Source organism: Caulobacter sp. LjRoot300, assembly GCF_964253875.1.
In the GTDB taxonomy this organism is placed as follows: domain Bacteria; phylum Pseudomonadota; class Alphaproteobacteria; order Caulobacterales; family Caulobacteraceae; genus Caulobacter.
In genome coordinates this window covers 90,598-106,697 of the sequence record NZ_CAXUSA020000009.1, presented here as the reverse complement: position 1 = coordinate 106,697, position 16,100 = coordinate 90,598, and the positions used below count along the sequence as shown (strand labels likewise).

Annotated in this window: 15 protein-coding genes; 6 read left to right on the top strand and 9 right to left on the bottom strand. The window is 71.2% G+C overall.

The window, feature by feature from the left end:
* The first annotated feature begins 82 nt into the window (after nucleotides 1–82).
* Nucleotides 83–1,900, top strand: a complete 1,818-nt coding sequence (locus ACSQ2G_RS22410; protein ID WP_436034586.1) for a feruloyl-CoA synthase — start codon at nucleotides 83–85, stop codon at nucleotides 1,898–1,900.
* A 224-nt stretch (nucleotides 1,901–2,124) separates the two neighbouring features.
* A complete protein-coding gene (locus ACSQ2G_RS22405) occupies nucleotides 2,125–3,666 on the top strand; it encodes an acetolactate synthase large subunit (protein WP_436034585.1) in 1,542 nt (513 codons plus the stop codon).
* A 65-nt stretch (nucleotides 3,667–3,731) separates the two neighbouring features.
* Here the strand turns inward: ACSQ2G_RS22405 and ACSQ2G_RS22400 are convergent, their stop codons facing one another.
* From ACSQ2G_RS22400 to ACSQ2G_RS22390, 3 genes are all read right to left on the bottom strand, one after another.
* Entirely contained in the window at nucleotides 3,732–5,069 is a 1,338-nt protein-coding gene (locus tag ACSQ2G_RS22400; protein WP_436034591.1) for a sensor histidine kinase, read from the bottom strand.
* Between the two features lie 145 nt (nucleotides 5,070–5,214).
* Nucleotides 5,215–5,916, bottom strand: coding sequence for a response regulator (locus ACSQ2G_RS22395; RefSeq protein WP_436034584.1), 702 nt, complete (start codon nucleotides 5,914–5,916; stop codon nucleotides 5,215–5,217).
* Nucleotides 5,913–6,407, bottom strand: coding sequence for a MarR family winged helix-turn-helix transcriptional regulator (locus ACSQ2G_RS22390; RefSeq protein ID WP_436034583.1), 495 nt, complete (start codon nucleotides 6,405–6,407; stop codon nucleotides 5,913–5,915). Before ACSQ2G_RS22390 ends, ACSQ2G_RS22395 begins: the two co-directional genes overlap by 4 nt.
* A gap of 128 nt (nucleotides 6,408–6,535) precedes the next feature.
* Between ACSQ2G_RS22390 and ACSQ2G_RS22385 the strand changes: the two genes are divergently transcribed.
* Entirely contained in the window at nucleotides 6,536–7,423 is an 888-nt protein-coding gene (locus ACSQ2G_RS22385; protein WP_436034582.1) for a branched-chain amino acid aminotransferase, read from the top strand.
* 76 nt (nucleotides 7,424–7,499) lie between these two features.
* Here ACSQ2G_RS22385 and ACSQ2G_RS22380 read toward each other — a convergent pair whose 3' ends face one another.
* The 5 genes from ACSQ2G_RS22380 to ACSQ2G_RS22360 all read right to left on the bottom strand — a co-directional run bounded on the left by ACSQ2G_RS22380 (nucleotide 7,500) and on the right by ACSQ2G_RS22360 (nucleotide 10,158).
* Entirely contained in the window at nucleotides 7,500–7,916 is a 417-nt protein-coding gene (locus tag ACSQ2G_RS22380) for a DUF4870 family protein (protein WP_436034581.1), read from the bottom strand.
* Nucleotides 7,916–8,287 carry a DUF4870 family protein gene (locus ACSQ2G_RS22375; RefSeq protein ID WP_436034580.1) on the bottom strand — a complete coding sequence of 124 codons (372 nt, stop codon included), beginning with the start codon at nucleotides 8,285–8,287 and terminating at the stop codon, nucleotides 7,916–7,918. Before ACSQ2G_RS22375 ends, ACSQ2G_RS22380 begins: the two co-directional genes overlap by 1 nt.
* A gap of 92 nt (nucleotides 8,288–8,379) precedes the next feature.
* Nucleotides 8,380–8,958 carry a hypothetical protein gene (locus ACSQ2G_RS22370; protein ID WP_436034579.1) on the bottom strand — a complete coding sequence of 193 codons (579 nt, stop codon included), beginning with the start codon at nucleotides 8,956–8,958 and terminating at the stop codon, nucleotides 8,380–8,382.
* Between the two features lie 10 nt (nucleotides 8,959–8,968).
* Nucleotides 8,969–9,367 (bottom strand): dihydroneopterin aldolase, encoded by a 399-nt coding sequence (gene folB, locus ACSQ2G_RS22365; protein ID WP_155856561.1) that lies wholly within the window; start codon nucleotides 9,365–9,367, stop codon nucleotides 8,969–8,971.
* Between the two features lie 23 nt (nucleotides 9,368–9,390).
* A complete protein-coding gene (locus ACSQ2G_RS22360; RefSeq protein WP_436034578.1) occupies nucleotides 9,391–10,158 on the bottom strand; it encodes an SDR family oxidoreductase in 768 nt (255 codons plus the stop codon).
* 246 nt (nucleotides 10,159–10,404) lie between these two features.
* Here ACSQ2G_RS22360 and ACSQ2G_RS22355 point away from each other — a divergent pair, with 246 nt between their 5' ends.
* The 3 genes from ACSQ2G_RS22355 to ACSQ2G_RS22345 all read left to right on the top strand — a co-directional run bounded on the left by ACSQ2G_RS22355 (nucleotide 10,405) and on the right by ACSQ2G_RS22345 (nucleotide 13,500).
* Entirely contained in the window at nucleotides 10,405–11,364 is a 960-nt protein-coding gene (locus ACSQ2G_RS22355; protein ID WP_436034577.1) for a DUF3829 domain-containing protein, read from the top strand.
* 115 nt (nucleotides 11,365–11,479) lie between these two features.
* Nucleotides 11,480–11,950, top strand: a complete 471-nt coding sequence (locus tag ACSQ2G_RS22350) for an NUDIX domain-containing protein (RefSeq protein WP_436034576.1) — start codon at nucleotides 11,480–11,482, stop codon at nucleotides 11,948–11,950.
* Between the two features lie 110 nt (nucleotides 11,951–12,060).
* On the top strand, nucleotides 12,061–13,500 hold the full coding sequence (locus tag ACSQ2G_RS22345) for an aldehyde dehydrogenase family protein (protein ID WP_436034575.1): 1,440 nt from the start codon (nucleotides 12,061–12,063) through the stop codon (nucleotides 13,498–13,500).
* A gap of 123 nt (nucleotides 13,501–13,623) precedes the next feature.
* Here the strand turns inward: ACSQ2G_RS22345 and ACSQ2G_RS22340 are convergent, their stop codons facing one another.
* On the bottom strand, nucleotides 13,624–16,080 hold the full coding sequence (locus ACSQ2G_RS22340; RefSeq protein ID WP_436034574.1) for a M28 family metallopeptidase: 2,457 nt from the start codon (nucleotides 16,078–16,080) through the stop codon (nucleotides 13,624–13,626).
* Between the last annotated feature and the right edge of the window lie 20 nt (nucleotides 16,081–16,100).

Below are 16,100 nucleotides of genomic sequence, written 5' to 3'. Positions count from 1 at the left end.
AATCCAAGGCGCCGGCATTCGCCGGACGAGCGGTTCAGAGGAAGGATTGCGCCTCGCTCCGCCGCGGTTAACACTCCCCCGCATGGATGGGACGTCAGAGACCCACGCGCCGTTTCGCGACGCCCGCTACGCGCCCCGGGCGCTGGAGGTCGAGCGGCGCGGCGACGTCCTGATCCTGCGCAACCCCACCCCCTATTCCCGCACAGTCCAGACCGTGATCGCGCCGCTGATCCGCTGGGCGTCGCAAACCCCGCACCGTGTCTGGCTGGCTGAAAGGCCCAACGAGCCGACGGGCGAGGGCGCGGCGGGGTGGCGGACCGTGACCTACGCCGAGGCCGCCGACCAGGTGACGCGCCTGGCCGGCGGCCTGGCGGGACTGGGCCTCTCACGCGGCAAGCCCCTGCTGATCCTGGCCCGCAACGGCATCGACAACGCCCTGGTCGGCTACGCGGCCATGAGCCTGGGCGCGCCGATCGCGCCGGTCTCCCCGCAGTACGGCCTGAAGGGCGCGGACCTCGCGCGCCTGGCCTTCGCGGTCGAGCGGCTGAAGCCGGCGGCGGTCTATGTCGACGACGCCGAGGCCTTCGCCGACGCCCTGGCCGCGCCGTTCCTGGTCGGCCTGCCGGTGATCGCCAGCCGCAACGCCCGCGACAGCCACGTGGCGCTGGAAGCCCTGCTCGATTCGGAGCCGCAGCCGCCCGTCTGCCGGCCCGACGACGTCGCCAAGCTGCTGCTGACCTCGGGTTCGACGGGCCAGCCCAAGGCGGTGATCTGCACCCACGCCAACATCGCCCTGAACGCCGCCCAGATCGCCGCCTGCTACGAGGATCCCGACCCGCCGGTGCTGGTCAATTCCGCGCCCTGGAGCCACAGCCTCGGCGCCAACGCCATCCTGCACATGGTGCAGCACCGGGGCGGGAGTCTTTACATTGATGGTGGCCAGCCGCTGGCTGGCAGGTTCGACGAGACGGTGCGCAACCTGCGCGAGGTGGCCACGACCTACCACAACATGGTCCCGGCCGGCTGGGGCCTGCTGGTCGGCGAGCTGGAGCGCGACCCGGCCCTGGCGGCCAGGTTCTTCGAGAAGGTGCGGGTGCTGCAATACGGCGGGGCGTCGATGGCTCAGTCGATCCTCGACCGGGTCCAGGCCGTGGCCCTGCGGACGATCGGCCGCCGGGTGACCTTCGCGGCCGGCTACGGCGCCACCGAGACCGGCCCGACCGCCTGCAACATCCACTGGCTGAACGCCCGCGCCGGCATGGTCGGCCTGCCCACGCCGGGCACGGCGATCAAGCTGGTCCCTGTCGTCGACGGCCCACCGGACAAGTTCGAGATCCGCGTGAAGGGCCCGCAGGTCTCGCCCGGCTATCTGGACATGCCGCAGGCCTCGGCGGCGGCCTTCGACGAGGACGGCTTCTACCGCCTGGGCGACGCGGCCAGGCTGGCCGACCGGCTGGATCCTTCGGCCGGCCTGGTGTTCGACGGGCGGCTGGTCGAGAACTTCAAGCTGGCCAACGGCACCTTCGTCGTGGCCGGAGCCCTGAGGGTGGCGGCGGTCTCGGCGATCGCCGGGGCGGTGTCGGACGCGGTGGTCTGCGGCGAGGGGCGCGAGGGCGTGGGGCTGATGCTGTTCCTCGACCCCAAGGCCTGCCTGCGGATCGGCGACCCCGAGGCGGTGAAGGCGACGATCCGGGCCGGACTGGAACGCCTGAACGGCCTGGCCAAGGGCGGCGGCAAGGTGACCCGGGCGCTGATCCTGGACGGGGCGCCGGACGCGGCCTCGGGCGAGCTGACCGACAAGGGCTACATCAACCAGGCCCTGGCGCGCGAGCGGCGGCCGGCCGAACTGGCGCGCCTGTTCGCGGACGAGCCGGACGACGGGGTGATGGTGTTCGGCTGATCCAGACCCTCCCCCTGTGGGGGAGGCGGCCGAAGGCCGGTGGGGGGAGTTTTGCGAGGGGCGGTCATGGACCCGGCTGCTATCCGACCACTCCCCCCTCCGCCGGCTTCGCCGACACCTCCCCCACAGGGGGAGGATCTTTTCTTGGGCGCCCTCGAACCGCAACCAGCGTTGGCGTCGCCAACGAAATGTCAGAAGCTGGTCCGAACGGTACGGAGAAGACCATGAACGGCGCCGACGCCCTGATCACCACCCTGGCCGACAACGGCGTCACCGCCTGCTTCGCCAATCCCGGCACCAGCGAGATGCAGTTCGTCGCCGCCCTGGACCGCGAGCCGCGCATGCGCAGCGTGCTGTGCCTGTTCGAGGGCGTGGCGACGGGAGCGGCCGACGGCTACGGCCGGATGACCGGGGCGCCGGCCTGCACCCTGCTGCACCTGGGGCCCGGCTACGCCAACGGCGCGGCCAACCTGCACAACGCCCGCCGCGCCTTCACGCCGATCGTCAACATCATCGGCGACCACGCCGTCGACCATCGCCAGTACGACGCGCCGCTGAACTCCGACATCGCCGCCCTGGCCGCGCCCAATTCCGTCTGGGTCCGGTCGGCCGACAGCGCCGACACGGTCGGGCCGCTGGCCGCCGAGGCGGTGGCCGCCAGCCTCGGCGCGCCCGGCGGCGGCGCCTGCCTGATCCTGCCCGCCGACAGCGCCTGGAACGAGACCGCCATCCCGGGACCGGTGATCGCGCGGCCCCGCTTCCGCGCCCCCGACCCCGCCGTCGTCGCCGAAGTGGCCAAGGCCCTGAAGGCGGCGGCCAAGCCCGTGCTGCTGCTGGGAAGCGGCGCTTGCGGCGACGCGGCCCTCGCCGCCGCCGGGCGGATCGCGGCGAGCGGCGTGCGGGTGCTGACCGACACCTTCACCGCCCGCCAGGCGCGCGGCGAGGGCCGCTTCCGGCCCGACAAGCTGCCCTATTTCGGCGAGCAGGCCCTGAAGGACCTGGATGGCGTCGACCTGATGGTGCTGGTCGCCACCACGCAGCCCGTGGCCTTCTTCGCCTATCCCGACCGGCCCAGCGTGCTGGTCCCCGACGGCTGCGCGACCCTGGCGCTCGGCGACCGGGGGACCGATGCGGCCGCCGCGCTTGAGGCTTTGGCGGAACGGCTGGACGCCCCGGCGGCCGGGGCGGTCGAGCCCTACGCGCCGCCGCCGGCCCCGACCGGCAAGCTGGACGCCTGGGCCATGGGCGCGGCGATCGCCCGTCACATGCCGGCCGGCGCGATCATCTCCGACGACGCGGTGACCGCCGGCCTGCCGATCTTCACCCAGACCAGGAGCGCCCGCGCCCACGACTGGCTGTCCCTGACCGGCGGGGCGATCGGCCAGGGGATTCCGCTGGCCATCGGCGCGGCCGTGGCCTGTCCCGACCGCAAGGTCCTGGCCCTGTCCGGCGACGGGGCGGGGATGTACACGGTCCAGGGCCTGTGGACGATCGCCCGCGAGAAACTGGACGTGACGGTGGTGGTGTTCGCCAACCACGCCTACCGCATCCTCGGCATCGAGATGGGCCGCACTGGCGGCGGCGAGCCGGGGCCGGCGGCGTCGCGGCTGCTGGATCTGGGCGACCCCCGCATCGACTGGGTCTCGGTGGCGAGCGGGCTGGGCGTCGCGGCCGAGCGCGTTGAGACGGCGGAAGGGTTCGACGCGGCGATGGCGCGGGCGATGCGGGAGCCCGGACCGCGGTTGATCGAGGCGGCGATGCGGTAGGGTGCGGCTGGGGACATGCGGCTGGGGACAGGTACATGTACCTGTCCCCGTCCCCCGTCAGGGGCTCACCCCGGCAACCGCAGCACCGCCCTGAGCCCCCCCATCGGCGACTTCTGCAGCGTCAGCTCGCCCCCCAGGCCCCGCGCCATGTCGCGGGCGATGGCCAGGCCCAGGCCGACGCCCTTCTCGTTCTGGTTCCGCGACTCGTCCAGGCGGTTGAATGGGCGGAAGGCCTCCTCGTGGCGGTCCTCGGGAATGCCGGGGCCGTCGTCATCGACGAAGATCCACACCCCGCCGGCCGGGGCGGCGGTGGACGACACCCGCACGGTCTCGCCATGAGCGGCGGCGTTGTCGATCAGATTGGCCAGGGCGCGCTTGAAGGCGTTGGGCCGCAGGATGGCGGTCAGGTCGTCGCCGATCGACAGCTCGACCCTGGCGCCGGCCCGCTGGGCGCCGTCGCAGACGCCCTCGATCAGCGGCCGCAGCAGCACCTGGCGGCTTTCCTCGCCCCCCTCGCCGCGGGCGAAGGCCAGGTACTCGTCGATCATGTGCTCCATTTCGGACAGGTCGCGGGCCATGGCCTCCAGCTGCGGGCTGGGCTCGGCCAGGGCGATCTCCAGCTTCAGCCGGGTCAGCGGCGTGCGCAGGTCGTGGCTGACGCTGGCCAGCAGGGCGGTGCGCTGCTCGATATGACGCTGGATGCGGGCCTTCATGGCCAGGAAGGCCGTGGCCGCCTGCCGCACCTCGCGCGCGCCGTGCGGCTTGAAGGCGGCCTGGTCGATGCCGCGCCCGAAGGCGTCGGCGGCGTCGGCCAGGCGTTCGATGGCCCGCACCTGGTTGCGGATGAACAGGATCGCCACCGCCGTCAACAGCAGGGTCGCCACCACCATCCACAGGATAAAGATGTGGCCCTGGGTGGCGAAGGCCCGGTCGCGCGGGGCGATGATCCGCAGCACCCCTTCCTTGACCTGCACGCGGATGTCGACGTGGCCGGGATAGCGGGTGGTGTCGAACCAGAACGGGTCGTCCAGCCGGTCGTCCAGGGCGGTGCGCAGCGAGCGGTCCAGCGAGGCGAACAGCGACGGCCGCTGGCCGGTCGGCAGCTTGCGGCCCTTCTGCAGGGCGATCGACAGCGACATCGACTCCTCGGCCCGCTCGGCCATCTTGTCCAGCGCCTGGGGCGAGGGATCGTCCTTGTAGGTCTGCACCGCCCAGGCGACGTCGCCGGCCAGGCCCTCGGACAGGCGGCTGGTGACGGTCTCCCAGTGGGCGTCGAAGAACGCCCAGGTGACGGCGATCTGCATCACCGCCACCGGCAGGACGATGATCAGCAGGCTGCGGCCGAACAGCGAGGTCGGCAGCCACCGCTTGATCTGGCGGGGGATGAACAGGCGGGTGCGCAGGCGGATCACTAAATCCTCCCCCTGTGGGGGAGGTGGCGCGAATGCGCCGGTGGGGGGAGTGCTCCCACCTCTGAACGCATCCCCCCACCGGTCGCTTCGCGACCGCCTCCCCCACAGGGGGAGGATCTTGAAAAGCGAACCGCCATCAGTCCGGCGCCAGCCGGTAGCCGATCCCGCGCACCGTCTGCAGATACCTCGGATTCTTCGGGTCCGGCTCGATCTTGCGGCGCAGGCGGGTGACCTGGACGTCGACGGCGCGGCCGGTGGCGTCGACGGTGTCGCGGGCCAGTTCCAGGCGGTCGACCGGGGCGTGGGCGGCCCGGGCCAGGCGGCGCAGCAGGGCGACCTCGGCCTCGGTCAGGCGGATCGGCTCGCCGTTGCGGGTCAGCTCGCCGCGCTCGGGCTCGAAGGCGCAGTCGCCCAGGCTCAGCGCGCGAGGGCCGGACGGCTTGGGGGCCGACCGGCGCAGGATCGACTCGATGCGCAGCAGCAGCTCGCGCGGCTCGAACGGCTTGGCCAGGTAGTCGTCGGCGCCGTGGGTCAGGCCCTCGATCCGGTCGCGGGTCTGGTCGCGGGCGGTCAGCATCAGGATCGGCGTCTTGCCCGCTTCGCCGCCCTTGGCGCGCAGCCGCTTGGTGAACGAAAAGCCGTCCTCGCCGGGCATCATCACGTCCAGCACCAGCAGGTCGAAGTCCATCGAGCCGGTCAGCCGGTCGGCGTGGGCGGCGTCGGCCGCGGCGCTGACTCGGAAGCCGGCGCGGGTCAGGAATTCCTTGAGCAGGGTGCGGATGCGGTCGTCGTCGTCAACGACCAGCAGGTGGCGGTCCGCGCGTTCCTCTGGGGTCATAGCCCGTCCCGACGATTGAGGCCGACGCCCTGGCGCGGTCCGGCCAGGGCCGCGAGGATCCGGCGCGCCCCCGCCACCCCGTCCAGGCCGCCGGTGCGATAGGCGCGGCCCAGCAGGGCGCGCAGGCGCTCGGCCACCCGGTATTCGAAGGCGACGCCCTCGGGGGTCAGCTCGGCCGGCCGGCGGCGGGCGTCCAGGTCGCCGGCCGCCTTGCGGGCCAGGTTCAGGCGCTGCAGGTCGGCCAGGGTCTTGCTGGCCGCCTGCTTGGACAGGCTGGTCAGCCTGGAAAGGTCCTGCACCCCGATGCCCGGGCGGCGGCGCAGCAGGAAGGCGGCGCGCCAGTGCGAGCGGCCCAGGCCCGGGCCCTCGCCCTCCAGGGCCGCGTCGACCGCCGCCCACAGGCCCGCCTCGGCCAGCAGCAGCAGCTCCAGCCCGCTGTCCAGCTGCTCCTCGCCGAGGATCAGCCGCGGGTCGGTCGAACCGCCGGACATGCCCCCGATCGGGGCGCTGGGAGGTCCCGATGAAAGCGGCCCGGCCATCAGCTTGCGTCCATTTTATTTGACCTTCGCCGGCTCGGAGCGTCTAAGAGCCGGGTTCCAAATAAGGAGGTCTTGGACCGATGTCTCTCGTTCCCTTCGACGATCGCGATGGTTGGATCTGGCTGGACGGCCAGTTCGTCGCCTGGCGCGAGGCGAAGGTGCACGTATTGACCCACGGCCTTCACTACGCCTCGTCGGTGTTCGAGGGCGAGCGGATGTATGGCGGCGAGATCTTCAAGCTGACCGAGCATACCGAGCGCCTGTTCAAATCGGCTGAAATCCTCGATTTCCAGATCCCCTACACGGTGGAGCAGATCGACGAGGCGTGCAAGCAGACCGCCGCCAGGAACGGCCTGACCGACTGCTATGTCCGGCCCATCGCCTGGCGCGGCAGCGAGATGATCGGCGTCTCGGCCCAGCAGGCCAAGATCCACGTGGCCATCGCCGTGTGGGAATGGCCCAGCTATTTCGACCCGGCGACCAAGGCCAAGGGCATCCGCCTGACCTGGGCCAAGTACGACCGCCCGGCCCCGAACACGATCCCGACCGCCGCCAAGGCCGCCGGGCTCTACATGATCTGCACCATCTCCAAGCACGCCGCCGAGAAGGACGGCTATGCCGACGCGATGATGGTCGACTATCGCGGCTATGTCGCCGAGGCGACCGGCGCCAACGTGTTCTTCGTCAAGGACGGCGTGCTGCATACCCCCACGCCCGACTGCATCCTGAACGGCATCACCCGCCAGACGGTGATCCAGATCGCCAAGGAACGCGGAATCCAGGTGGTCGAGCGCCATATCGAGAAGCGCGAGCTGGCCGACTTCACCGAGTGCTTCATCGTCGGCACCGCCGCCGAGGTCACCCCGGTGTCGGAGATCGGCGAGTTCAGGTTCACGCCGGCCGCCCTGTCGCTGTCGCTGATGGACGACTATGCCCGGCTGGTGCGGCGGGAGCTGGTGGCGGCCTGACGGCGCTTCCAGTTTGAAATCAAGGATCCCGGAGCGTTTTGGGCGCTCCGGGATTTTTTGTGTCCGGACGCCCGCGTCAGACCAGCCAGGTGCGGGGCCGGGGATAGGCCTCGCCCTTCAGCAGGTAGACCAGCCCCATGATGCAGCGGACCACGAGGAACACGCCGATCGCGCCCATGATCGTCCCGCCCACGACCAGCATCGGGATGCCGATCAGCAGCACCGCCAGGGCCAGGCCGACCAGGAACAGCGCCAGGCCGATCAGGAACCACCAGATCGACAGCCAGAAGGTGCGGATCGCGAAGGTGTAGTGGCTGGCGTTGATCGGCCCGGCCGTCTCGCGGTTGAGATAGGCGACGATCAGTCCGGCCAGGAAGGTCAGGCCGTTGGTGAAGCCCAGCAGGTACAGGGCGTAGACCACGATCGGCAGGACCTTGTCCTCGTCGGCGCGGTCGGTGGGCGGGGCGGAGGCGGCTGGGGCGGCGTCGCTCATCAGATCATCCAGTTCCTGGGCGTGGGATAGGGCTGGGTCTTCAACAGCCAGGACAGGCCAAGGATGCATCGCACCGCCACCCAGACGCCGACCGCCGGCAGGATCACGAAGCCGACGCCGATCGGCGTCAGCACCAGGCCGATCAGGCTGAACAGCAGCGACAGCCAGAAGGTGCGGATCTGGAAGACGTAGTGGCTCCGCAGCCATTCGGGCGCGGCGTCCTTGCTCACATAGGCCAGGATCACCCCGACCACGGCGGTCGCGCCGGCCGAGAGCAGGGCGGCCAGGTAGAGGGCATAGACCACCACGGGCATGGTCTTGTCGTCCTGCAGGGCGGGCGGGACGGCGGGATCGGGATCGACCTGGGTCATGGGCCGATGGTCGTCAATATCGCCGGCGGATGCAAATGAAGGTCGCGTAAGGTGAGGTTTCTTCTCCTCCCCCGTGAAACGGGGGAGGAACGCTAACCGCTCGGCAGCAGGTCATCCGGCAGGGCGTGCGGATCCAGGCCCTGGCCGCGTCCGACCCACGGCAACACCGCGCCGAGCAGGATCAGCAGGAACACCATGCGGGCGGCGATCTCGATGGAGATCGCCAGCATGCCGGGACTGAAGGCGAACAGCAGCATCGCCACCGCGCCGAAGGCCAGCAGGCCCATCGTCCAGGTCAGACCCTCGCGCAGGGCCATGACGCCGGTCACCTCGAACCGCGGACTTCCCTTCCCGCTCGAGGGCGCCAAATCCGCCGCGACCGCCGCCACGGCGCGGGCGAACAGCGAGAAGCTGGCCAGCCGGTCGTCGAACCGGCCGGGACCGACATAGCTCTGCGCGGTCAGGATCGTCTTGCGGCGGCCGAACGCCAGGGTCAGCACCCGGCGGCGCCCGCCCGCGCGCGGCCTGGCCAGGCGGAAGACCGTGAGGTTGGACAGCGGGAAACGTTGTTCGCGCGGGCCGCGGCGTTCCACCAGCTCCGCGCCGTCCAGCGTCCAGACCGTCTCGGGCTGGAACGGGGAAAGGCGGGCGCGGTGCGAAAGCTCGCTCATGGCCGGCGGCTCACCCCCGGACGGCGGTGATTTCCACCCCCGCCGCGGCGGCGTGCGGGGCCAGGGCCAGGGGCTTTTCGACCCGCACCCGGGCGCGGGTCACGCGGCTGTCGGCGAAGCTGGCCTGGGCCAGGCGCTCGGCGAAGGTCTCGACCAGGTCGATATGGCCCTCGGCGGCGATGGCTTGCGCGGCCTGCAGGATGGTCTCGTAATTGACCGTATCGCCCAGCGCCTCGCAGTGGCTGGCGGCGACGTCCAGCTCGACGTCGATGACCAGGGGCTGCTGGCGGCCATGCTCGTGGTCGTAGACGCCGATCCAGGCGTCGACCTTCAGGCCGCGCACGAACACCTTGGTGACGATCACCCGGGCCGGCGTCGGCTGGGGAACTGTGTTCGGAGCGTTGGTCAGGGGTTGGGCGGCCACGGCGACTCTCAGGAACCGATGATGTCCGGCGTGCGCCAGCCCAGATGCTGACCCGCGTCGACCGCGATCATCTGGCCCGTGACCGCCCTGGCGTCAATGAGGTAGCGCAGGGCCGCGGCGATGTCGTCCGGCGAAACGGCCCGTTCCAGCGGCGTGCCGGCGGCCTCGCGCTCGAACTCGCCGGGCGCCTGGTGCGTCGAGGCCAGGGTCGGGCCGGGCCCGATGGCGTTGACGCGGATGCGCGGCGCCAGCTCCTGGGCCATGGTCTGGGTGACCCACCACAGGCCGGCCTTGGACAGGCTGTAGCTGAAGAATTGCGGGTTGGGCCGCAGCACGCGCTGGTCGACGATGTTGACGATCTGGCCCTGCCGTTCGGCCGGCAGGGCGGCGGCGAAGGCCTGGGCCAGGACGACCGGGGCCCGCAGGTTGGCGTCCAGATGGGCGTCCCAGCTGGCGCGGTCAGCGGTGGCCAGGCGGTCGTGCTCGAAGGTCGAGGCGCTGTTGACCAGCAGGGTTACCGGACCCAGGGCCAGGGCGGCGCGCCCGATCAGGCCGGCGGCCTGGTCCTCGTCCGCCAGCTCGGCGTCGAGGACGGCGGCGCGGCGGCCCAAGGCCGCGATCTCGTCGGCGACGGCCTGGGCGTCGTCCCTGGAGCTTGACCGGCCCGCGCGGTAGTGGACAGCGACGTCGAACCCGGCCCGCGCGGCCTCCAGGGCCAGGGCGCGGCCGAGCCGGCGGCCGGCGCCGGTGACCAGGGCCGCGCCGCGCGCTTCCACGGTCCTAGTCGAAACGGCCGAACTCGAACTTGTTCAGGCCGAGGATGACCACCAGGAAGATGGCGATGACGCCGATCGCGAGCATGAGCGTGGTTCCGGTTTGAGGATGGACGTGCAGCGGCTTTAGCGGGGCGGCGGGCGCGGGGCAAGGCTCGCCCGCTCGCCCGATGGAAAAGTGCTCAACCTCAGGGAGCCTTTCGCGGCGTCCGACGTTGTCTAGCTTCGTGTCGTCAGGGGAGCTTCAGCGTGATCAAGCAGAACAAGGGCAAGGCCCGGGCCGCGGCTTCGGTTTCGATCGTGGCGACGGCGGTGGCGGCGGTCCTGATCCTGGGCGGCTGCGACAAGCTTCCGGGCGGCAAGTCGGCCGACGGGATCGCGGCGACCGCCAAGAACCCGACCGACATGGCCAAGGTCAGCGCCTATACCGAAGGGTTCAACAAGCTGGTCGGAACCTACGGCCTGGTGGAAACCGCCGACGACTACGCCAAGGCCGACATCCCGCGCCAATCGGCCCAGGACCCCATCATCGTCTCGGCCGGCTGGATCGAGCAGGCGCAGGACGCCCTGAAGAGCGCCCGGGCCATGCCTGGCGGTTCCAAGGCGGTCGATCAGGCCGCCGATACCCTGATCGCCGATCTCGACAAGGTGCTGGCCCGCCTGCGCCCGTTGCAGGTCTATTATGACAGCAAGGCCTATCGCGACGACGGCCTGGCGCGCGGCAAGGCCGAAGACCCGCTGATGAAGGCCGAGCTCCAGACCGCCTTGACCGACATGGACGCCTTTTCCGAAGCGCTCAAGGCCGAGCGCGACAAGCACCTGGCCGTGGAGCTGGCGGCGCTCAAGGCGCGCGGCGACCTGCTGGCCTACAACAGCAAGCTGGCCTTGCAGCAGTCGGAGTCCCTGGTCGACCTGTTCCAGTCGCCCGAGGACCTCGGCGATCCGGCGACCCTGGCCAAGGGCGACGCGATCGTCGCCCAGCTGGAGACGACCCTGGCCGACCAGCGCAAGGCCTATGCCGAGGCCAAGGCCAAGACGGGCGGCCAGATCGGTCCGACCCGCCAGATCGCGGCCGACCAGCTGACCTCGATGATCGGCAACTATCGCGACCTCAAGCGCAGCCGCAGCGCCGACGACTTCAACATGATGCAGCGCAACTACAACTCGGCCGTGGAGCTTCTGAACCTGCCCCAGCCCATAACGCGTTAGGCAAGGTGTGAGTGGCTTGGCGCCATCGGGTCGGAAGAGCTTCAGAATTGTTTCTGCCTATTTTCTTCACCCGAGCCGGGCGCCCCTTCGCTCGAGAATGCCTTAGGTTCGGCCCATGCTCTGGCGCCGCCATGTCGAACCCTTCACCCGTCCCCTGGTCTATGCCTGGTTCCGCTGGCGGCGCGGTCTGACCCTGGGCGTGCGCGGGGTGGTCACCGACGGCGAGGGGCGGGTGCTGCTGGTGCAGCACACCTATGTCCATGGCTGGTACCTGCCGGGCGGCGGGGTCGAGCGGCGCGAGACGGCCGAGACGGCCCTGGCGCGGGAAATGCAGGAAGAGGCCGGCGTGCGCGTGCTGGGCCGACCGACCCTGGTCTCGGTGCACAGCAACGAGCCTCGCCATCCGGGCGACCACGTGCTGCTCTATCGCGTCCACGCCTGGGAGCCCTGCGCGGCCAGCGCCCAGGGCGAGATCCACGAGGTCGGCTGGTTCGCGCCCGACGCCCTGCCGGCCGACACCACCCCCAGCACCCGCCAGCGCATCGCCGAGGCGTTGCACGGGGCCGACCGCGACCTGATGTGGTGAGGAGTGAACGATCAGGCCTTCCCCAGTGATCAACGATCATTAAAATGGATGTTTGAACGAGGGCCGTCGTCCCGCCGGACGTGAACGACCCCAAACCGGAGGAGCACGGCATGCGCGACTACCTGAAGTTCTACATCGACGGTCAGTGGGTCGAGCCTAAAGTCTCCCAGACGGTGGACGTGATCAATCCGGCCACCGAGACCGTCGCCGGCCGGGTGACCCTGGGCACGGCCCAGGACGTCGACCTCGCCGTGCGCGCCGCTCGCAAGGCCTTCCCCAGCTTCTCCCGGACCAGCCGCGAGGAGCGCATCGACCTGCTCGAGCGGATCATCGCCGAATACCAGAAGCGCTTCGAGGACATGGCGAAAGCCATCACCGAGGAGATGGGCGCCCCGTCGTGGCTGGCCCAGCGCGCCCAGGCGGCCATGGGCATCGCCCACGTCCAGACCGCGCTTCAGGTGTTGAAGGACTACAAGTTCGAAGAGGATCGCGGCACGACGCGGCTGGTCAAGGAGCCGATCGGGGTCTGCGCCTTCATCACCCCGTGGAACTGGCCGATCAACCAGATCGCCTGCAAGGTCGCGCCCGCCCTGGCCACCGGCTGCACCATGGTGCTCAAGCCCTCGGAAGTGGCTCCGTTCTCGGCCTGGGTCTGGACCGAGATCCTGGCGGCCGCCGGCGTGCCGGCCGGGGTCTACAACCTGGTCAACGGCGACGGCCCGACGGTGGGGGCCGCGCTCTCCTCCCATCCCGAAGTGGACATGGTGTCGTTCACCGGCTCGACCAGGGCCGGCATCGAGGTGGCCCGCAACGCCGCGCCGACCGTCAAGCGCGTGCACCAGGAGCTGGGCGGCAAGAGCCCCAACATCATCCTCGACGACGCCGACTTCCAGAAGGCGGTCGGCGGCGGCGTGGCCTCGGTGATGATGAACTCGGGCCAGTCGTGCAACGCCCCGACCCGCATGCTGGTGCCGCAAAAGCGCATGGACGAGGTGATCGCCATCGCCAAGGCCGCCGCCGAGGCTCACACGGTGGGCGACCCGAACGGCAATTCCAAGCTGGGCCCGGTGGTGTCCGAAGTGCAGTGGAACAAGATCCAGGGCCTGATCCAGAAGGGCGTCGACGAGGGCGCGACCCTGGTGGCTGGCGGTCCGGGCAAGCCGGAGGGGCTGGAGACCGGCTACTACGTCAAGCCGACGGTGTTCGCCAATGTCACCCCGACCATGACCATCGCCAAGGAGGAGATCTTCGGCCCGGTGCTGGCCATCCTCGGCTATGACGGCGTCGACCAGGCGGTCGAGATCGGCAACGACACCGAATACGGCCTGGCGGCCTATGTGTCGGGCAATGACCAGGCCGAAGTCCGCGCCGTGGCGTCCAAGTTGCGGGCGGGCCAGGTGATCCTGAACGGCGCCGGCCCCGACCTGATGGCCCCGTTCGGCGGCTACAAGATGAGCGGCAACGGCCGCGAATGGGGCGACCACGCGTTCGGCGAATTCCTCGAGACCAAGGCCGTGCTGGGCTATTCGGCCAAGCAGGCGGCGGAGTAGGACGCCGCATCGTGATCCCGGGCCGGGGACGCGCACTTGTGCGTGTCCCCAAGCCTGGCGTGGCGCTTCGTGGATGGGGACACTTCGTGGATGGGGACACGCACAAGTGCATGTCCCCGGCCGCTACTCCGGCACCGCCTCCACATAGGCTGGCCAGGCCAGCGCGCCGCGATCCAGCACGATGGTCTTGTCCGAATAGCCGCCGCCCATCAACCCCGCCGGCTTGGCGGGAATGGCCGAGGCGCCGCGCGGCCAGCCGTCGCGGATCTCGACCACGGCCACCTCGACCTTGCCGGCCCGGCGGGCTGTGAAGCTGAGGGTGACGCCGTTGGGGTCGGGGGCGTGATAGGACAGGCTGGTCCATTGGCCGGCCTGGGTCGGCAGGGCGATCGGGCGGCCGTTCAGGCGCGGCTGGCTCAGGGCGATGCTGGGCCGCAGGCGCAGGGTCAGGACCTCGGCCCCGGCCGTGGGCACGGCGCGGACCAGCAGGCGGTCGCCGGACCGGTCGATCGACAGCACCGGCCGCTCCACCGGCAGCACGGCGGTCGGGGCCATCCATACCGGCTCGCGGTAGAGCGGCGGATAGGCCTGGCGCACCGGTTTGGCGTCGTTGTCCGACAGCACCACCCGCGACCACGGGTCCAGGCGCGGCTGGGGCGCGACCCGCCAGGCCGTGCCGGTCGACAGGTCGGCCAGGTGGCTGGCCTCGGCCAGCTGCGGCCGGGTCGGCCCGCCGTCGCCCAGGCCCGCATAGGCCAGCAGCCCGACCCCGGCCGCCACGGCGACGCCGGCGAAGACTGGAGCCCAGCGATAGGCGGCGAAGTCGAAGGCCAGGGGCAGCAGGGCCGGGGCGGCCAGGATCGCGAACGCCGCCAGCACCGCCGGCTCCTCCAGGCCCACCCCCGCGAAGGTCCAGGCCCCCCAGGCGCCCAGCTGGGCGACGACGGCGACGGCCACGACGCAGACCGCCAGGGTCAGGAGCCAGGCGACGCGGCGGTCGCGGGTCCCGCCCACGGCCATGACCAGGGCGGCCGCCAGGCTGGCGGCCAGCAGCGGCCAGGCCAGCATCACCGAGCCGCCGGGCAGCAGGGCCTGGACCGCGACCGCCAGGCCCAGCACCACCAGCAGCGCGCCCAGCCAGGCGCCGAACACGCCCACCCTCTTGCCCAGGCCCAGCCAGGCCAGGACGACCACGGCGACCCCCAGGCCCAGGCCGACCTGGTCGAACCCGCCGACCAGGCTGCAGGCGCCGCCGGCCGCCAGGCCCGCCAGGCTGATCCAGACCCGGCCCCAGACGCCGCCGGCGCCGCGCGCCTGCAGGATCAGCACGGTCAGGCACACGCCGATCAGCAGCACCCCGGCGCCGGGCAGCAGCAGGTTGAACTGGCCCAGCATCGCGTAGTAGCGCTGCTGGTCGGCGATCCCGATCAGGCGGCCGGCCAGGTGCAGGGCCAGGACCGCGCCGGCGGCCAGCAGCAGGAAGCCGGCGATGCCGCGCAGGATCTCGACGAAGGTCACGGCCTTGCCGCGCAGGGCGCGCCAGCCGGTGAACAGGATCAGCACCCCCGCCAAGCCCAGGATCGCCCAGCCCACATTGACCGGATAGGCCACCAGCCCGCGGGCCAGGACGTCGGAATAGATCAGGTCCGGCGACCTGGCCGGCAGGGCCGCGCCCATGGCCAGGGCCCGGACGGCGGGCAGGGCCTGGTCGCCCAGGTTCTGCAGGCTGCCCTGGTTCAGGTGCTCGGGGGTGGCCAGGGGCGTGTGATAGGCCAGCTGGTCGTCGATGAAGGCGAAGTTCAGGCCCGGCAGGCCCTTGCGCAGGGCGTGGGTGAAGTCGGTGTCGTTGGGCATTCGCGCATAGACGGCGGCGGCCAGCGAGTTGGCGGTCGGCTGGCGGGCGGCGCCGGCATAGAGGCGGATCAGGTCGCCGCTGTCGGGGCCGGTCTGGAACATGGCCGCGCGGCCGGCGTCGCCCCGGGCTTCCAGATTGACGACCACGCCCACATGCTCGCGCAGCGGATCGCGGCCGAAGAAGGCCTCGGCCCCCAGCAGGCCGGGCTCCTCGCCGTCGGTGAACAGGAAGATCACGTCGCGGGCCGGGGTCGGGCCGGCCTTCAGGGCGCGGGCGATCTCCAGGGCCGCGGCGACCCCGGCGGAGTCGTCGGCCGCGCCGGGCGAGTTGTGGACGGTGTCGTAGTGGCTCATCACCAGCACGGCCGGCGCGTCGCGGTCGGCGCCGGGCAGGGTGGCGACGATGTTCTGCACCGCGCCGACGGCGACCGAGCGTGGCGACCAGCTGGCCGCCTCGCGCACGCCCTCGCCGGGGCGCACCAGCACCTCCAGCCCCAGGCCGTTGATCCGGCCCAGCAGGTGGTCGCGCACCTGGACGATCTCGTTCGAGCCGATCGGATGGGGCTTGCGGCCGATGGCGCGGACGTCGGCCATGGCGCGACCGGCCGAGAACTGGTCGGCCGGGGCGTTGGCCGGCAGGGGCGGCGGCGTTCGCAAGGCCAGGTTGGCGATGGCCAGGCCCAGCAACAGACAGACCCAGACGCCGAGCAGCCGGACGGTCTTCATGCGATGCGCCTCCCGCAGCG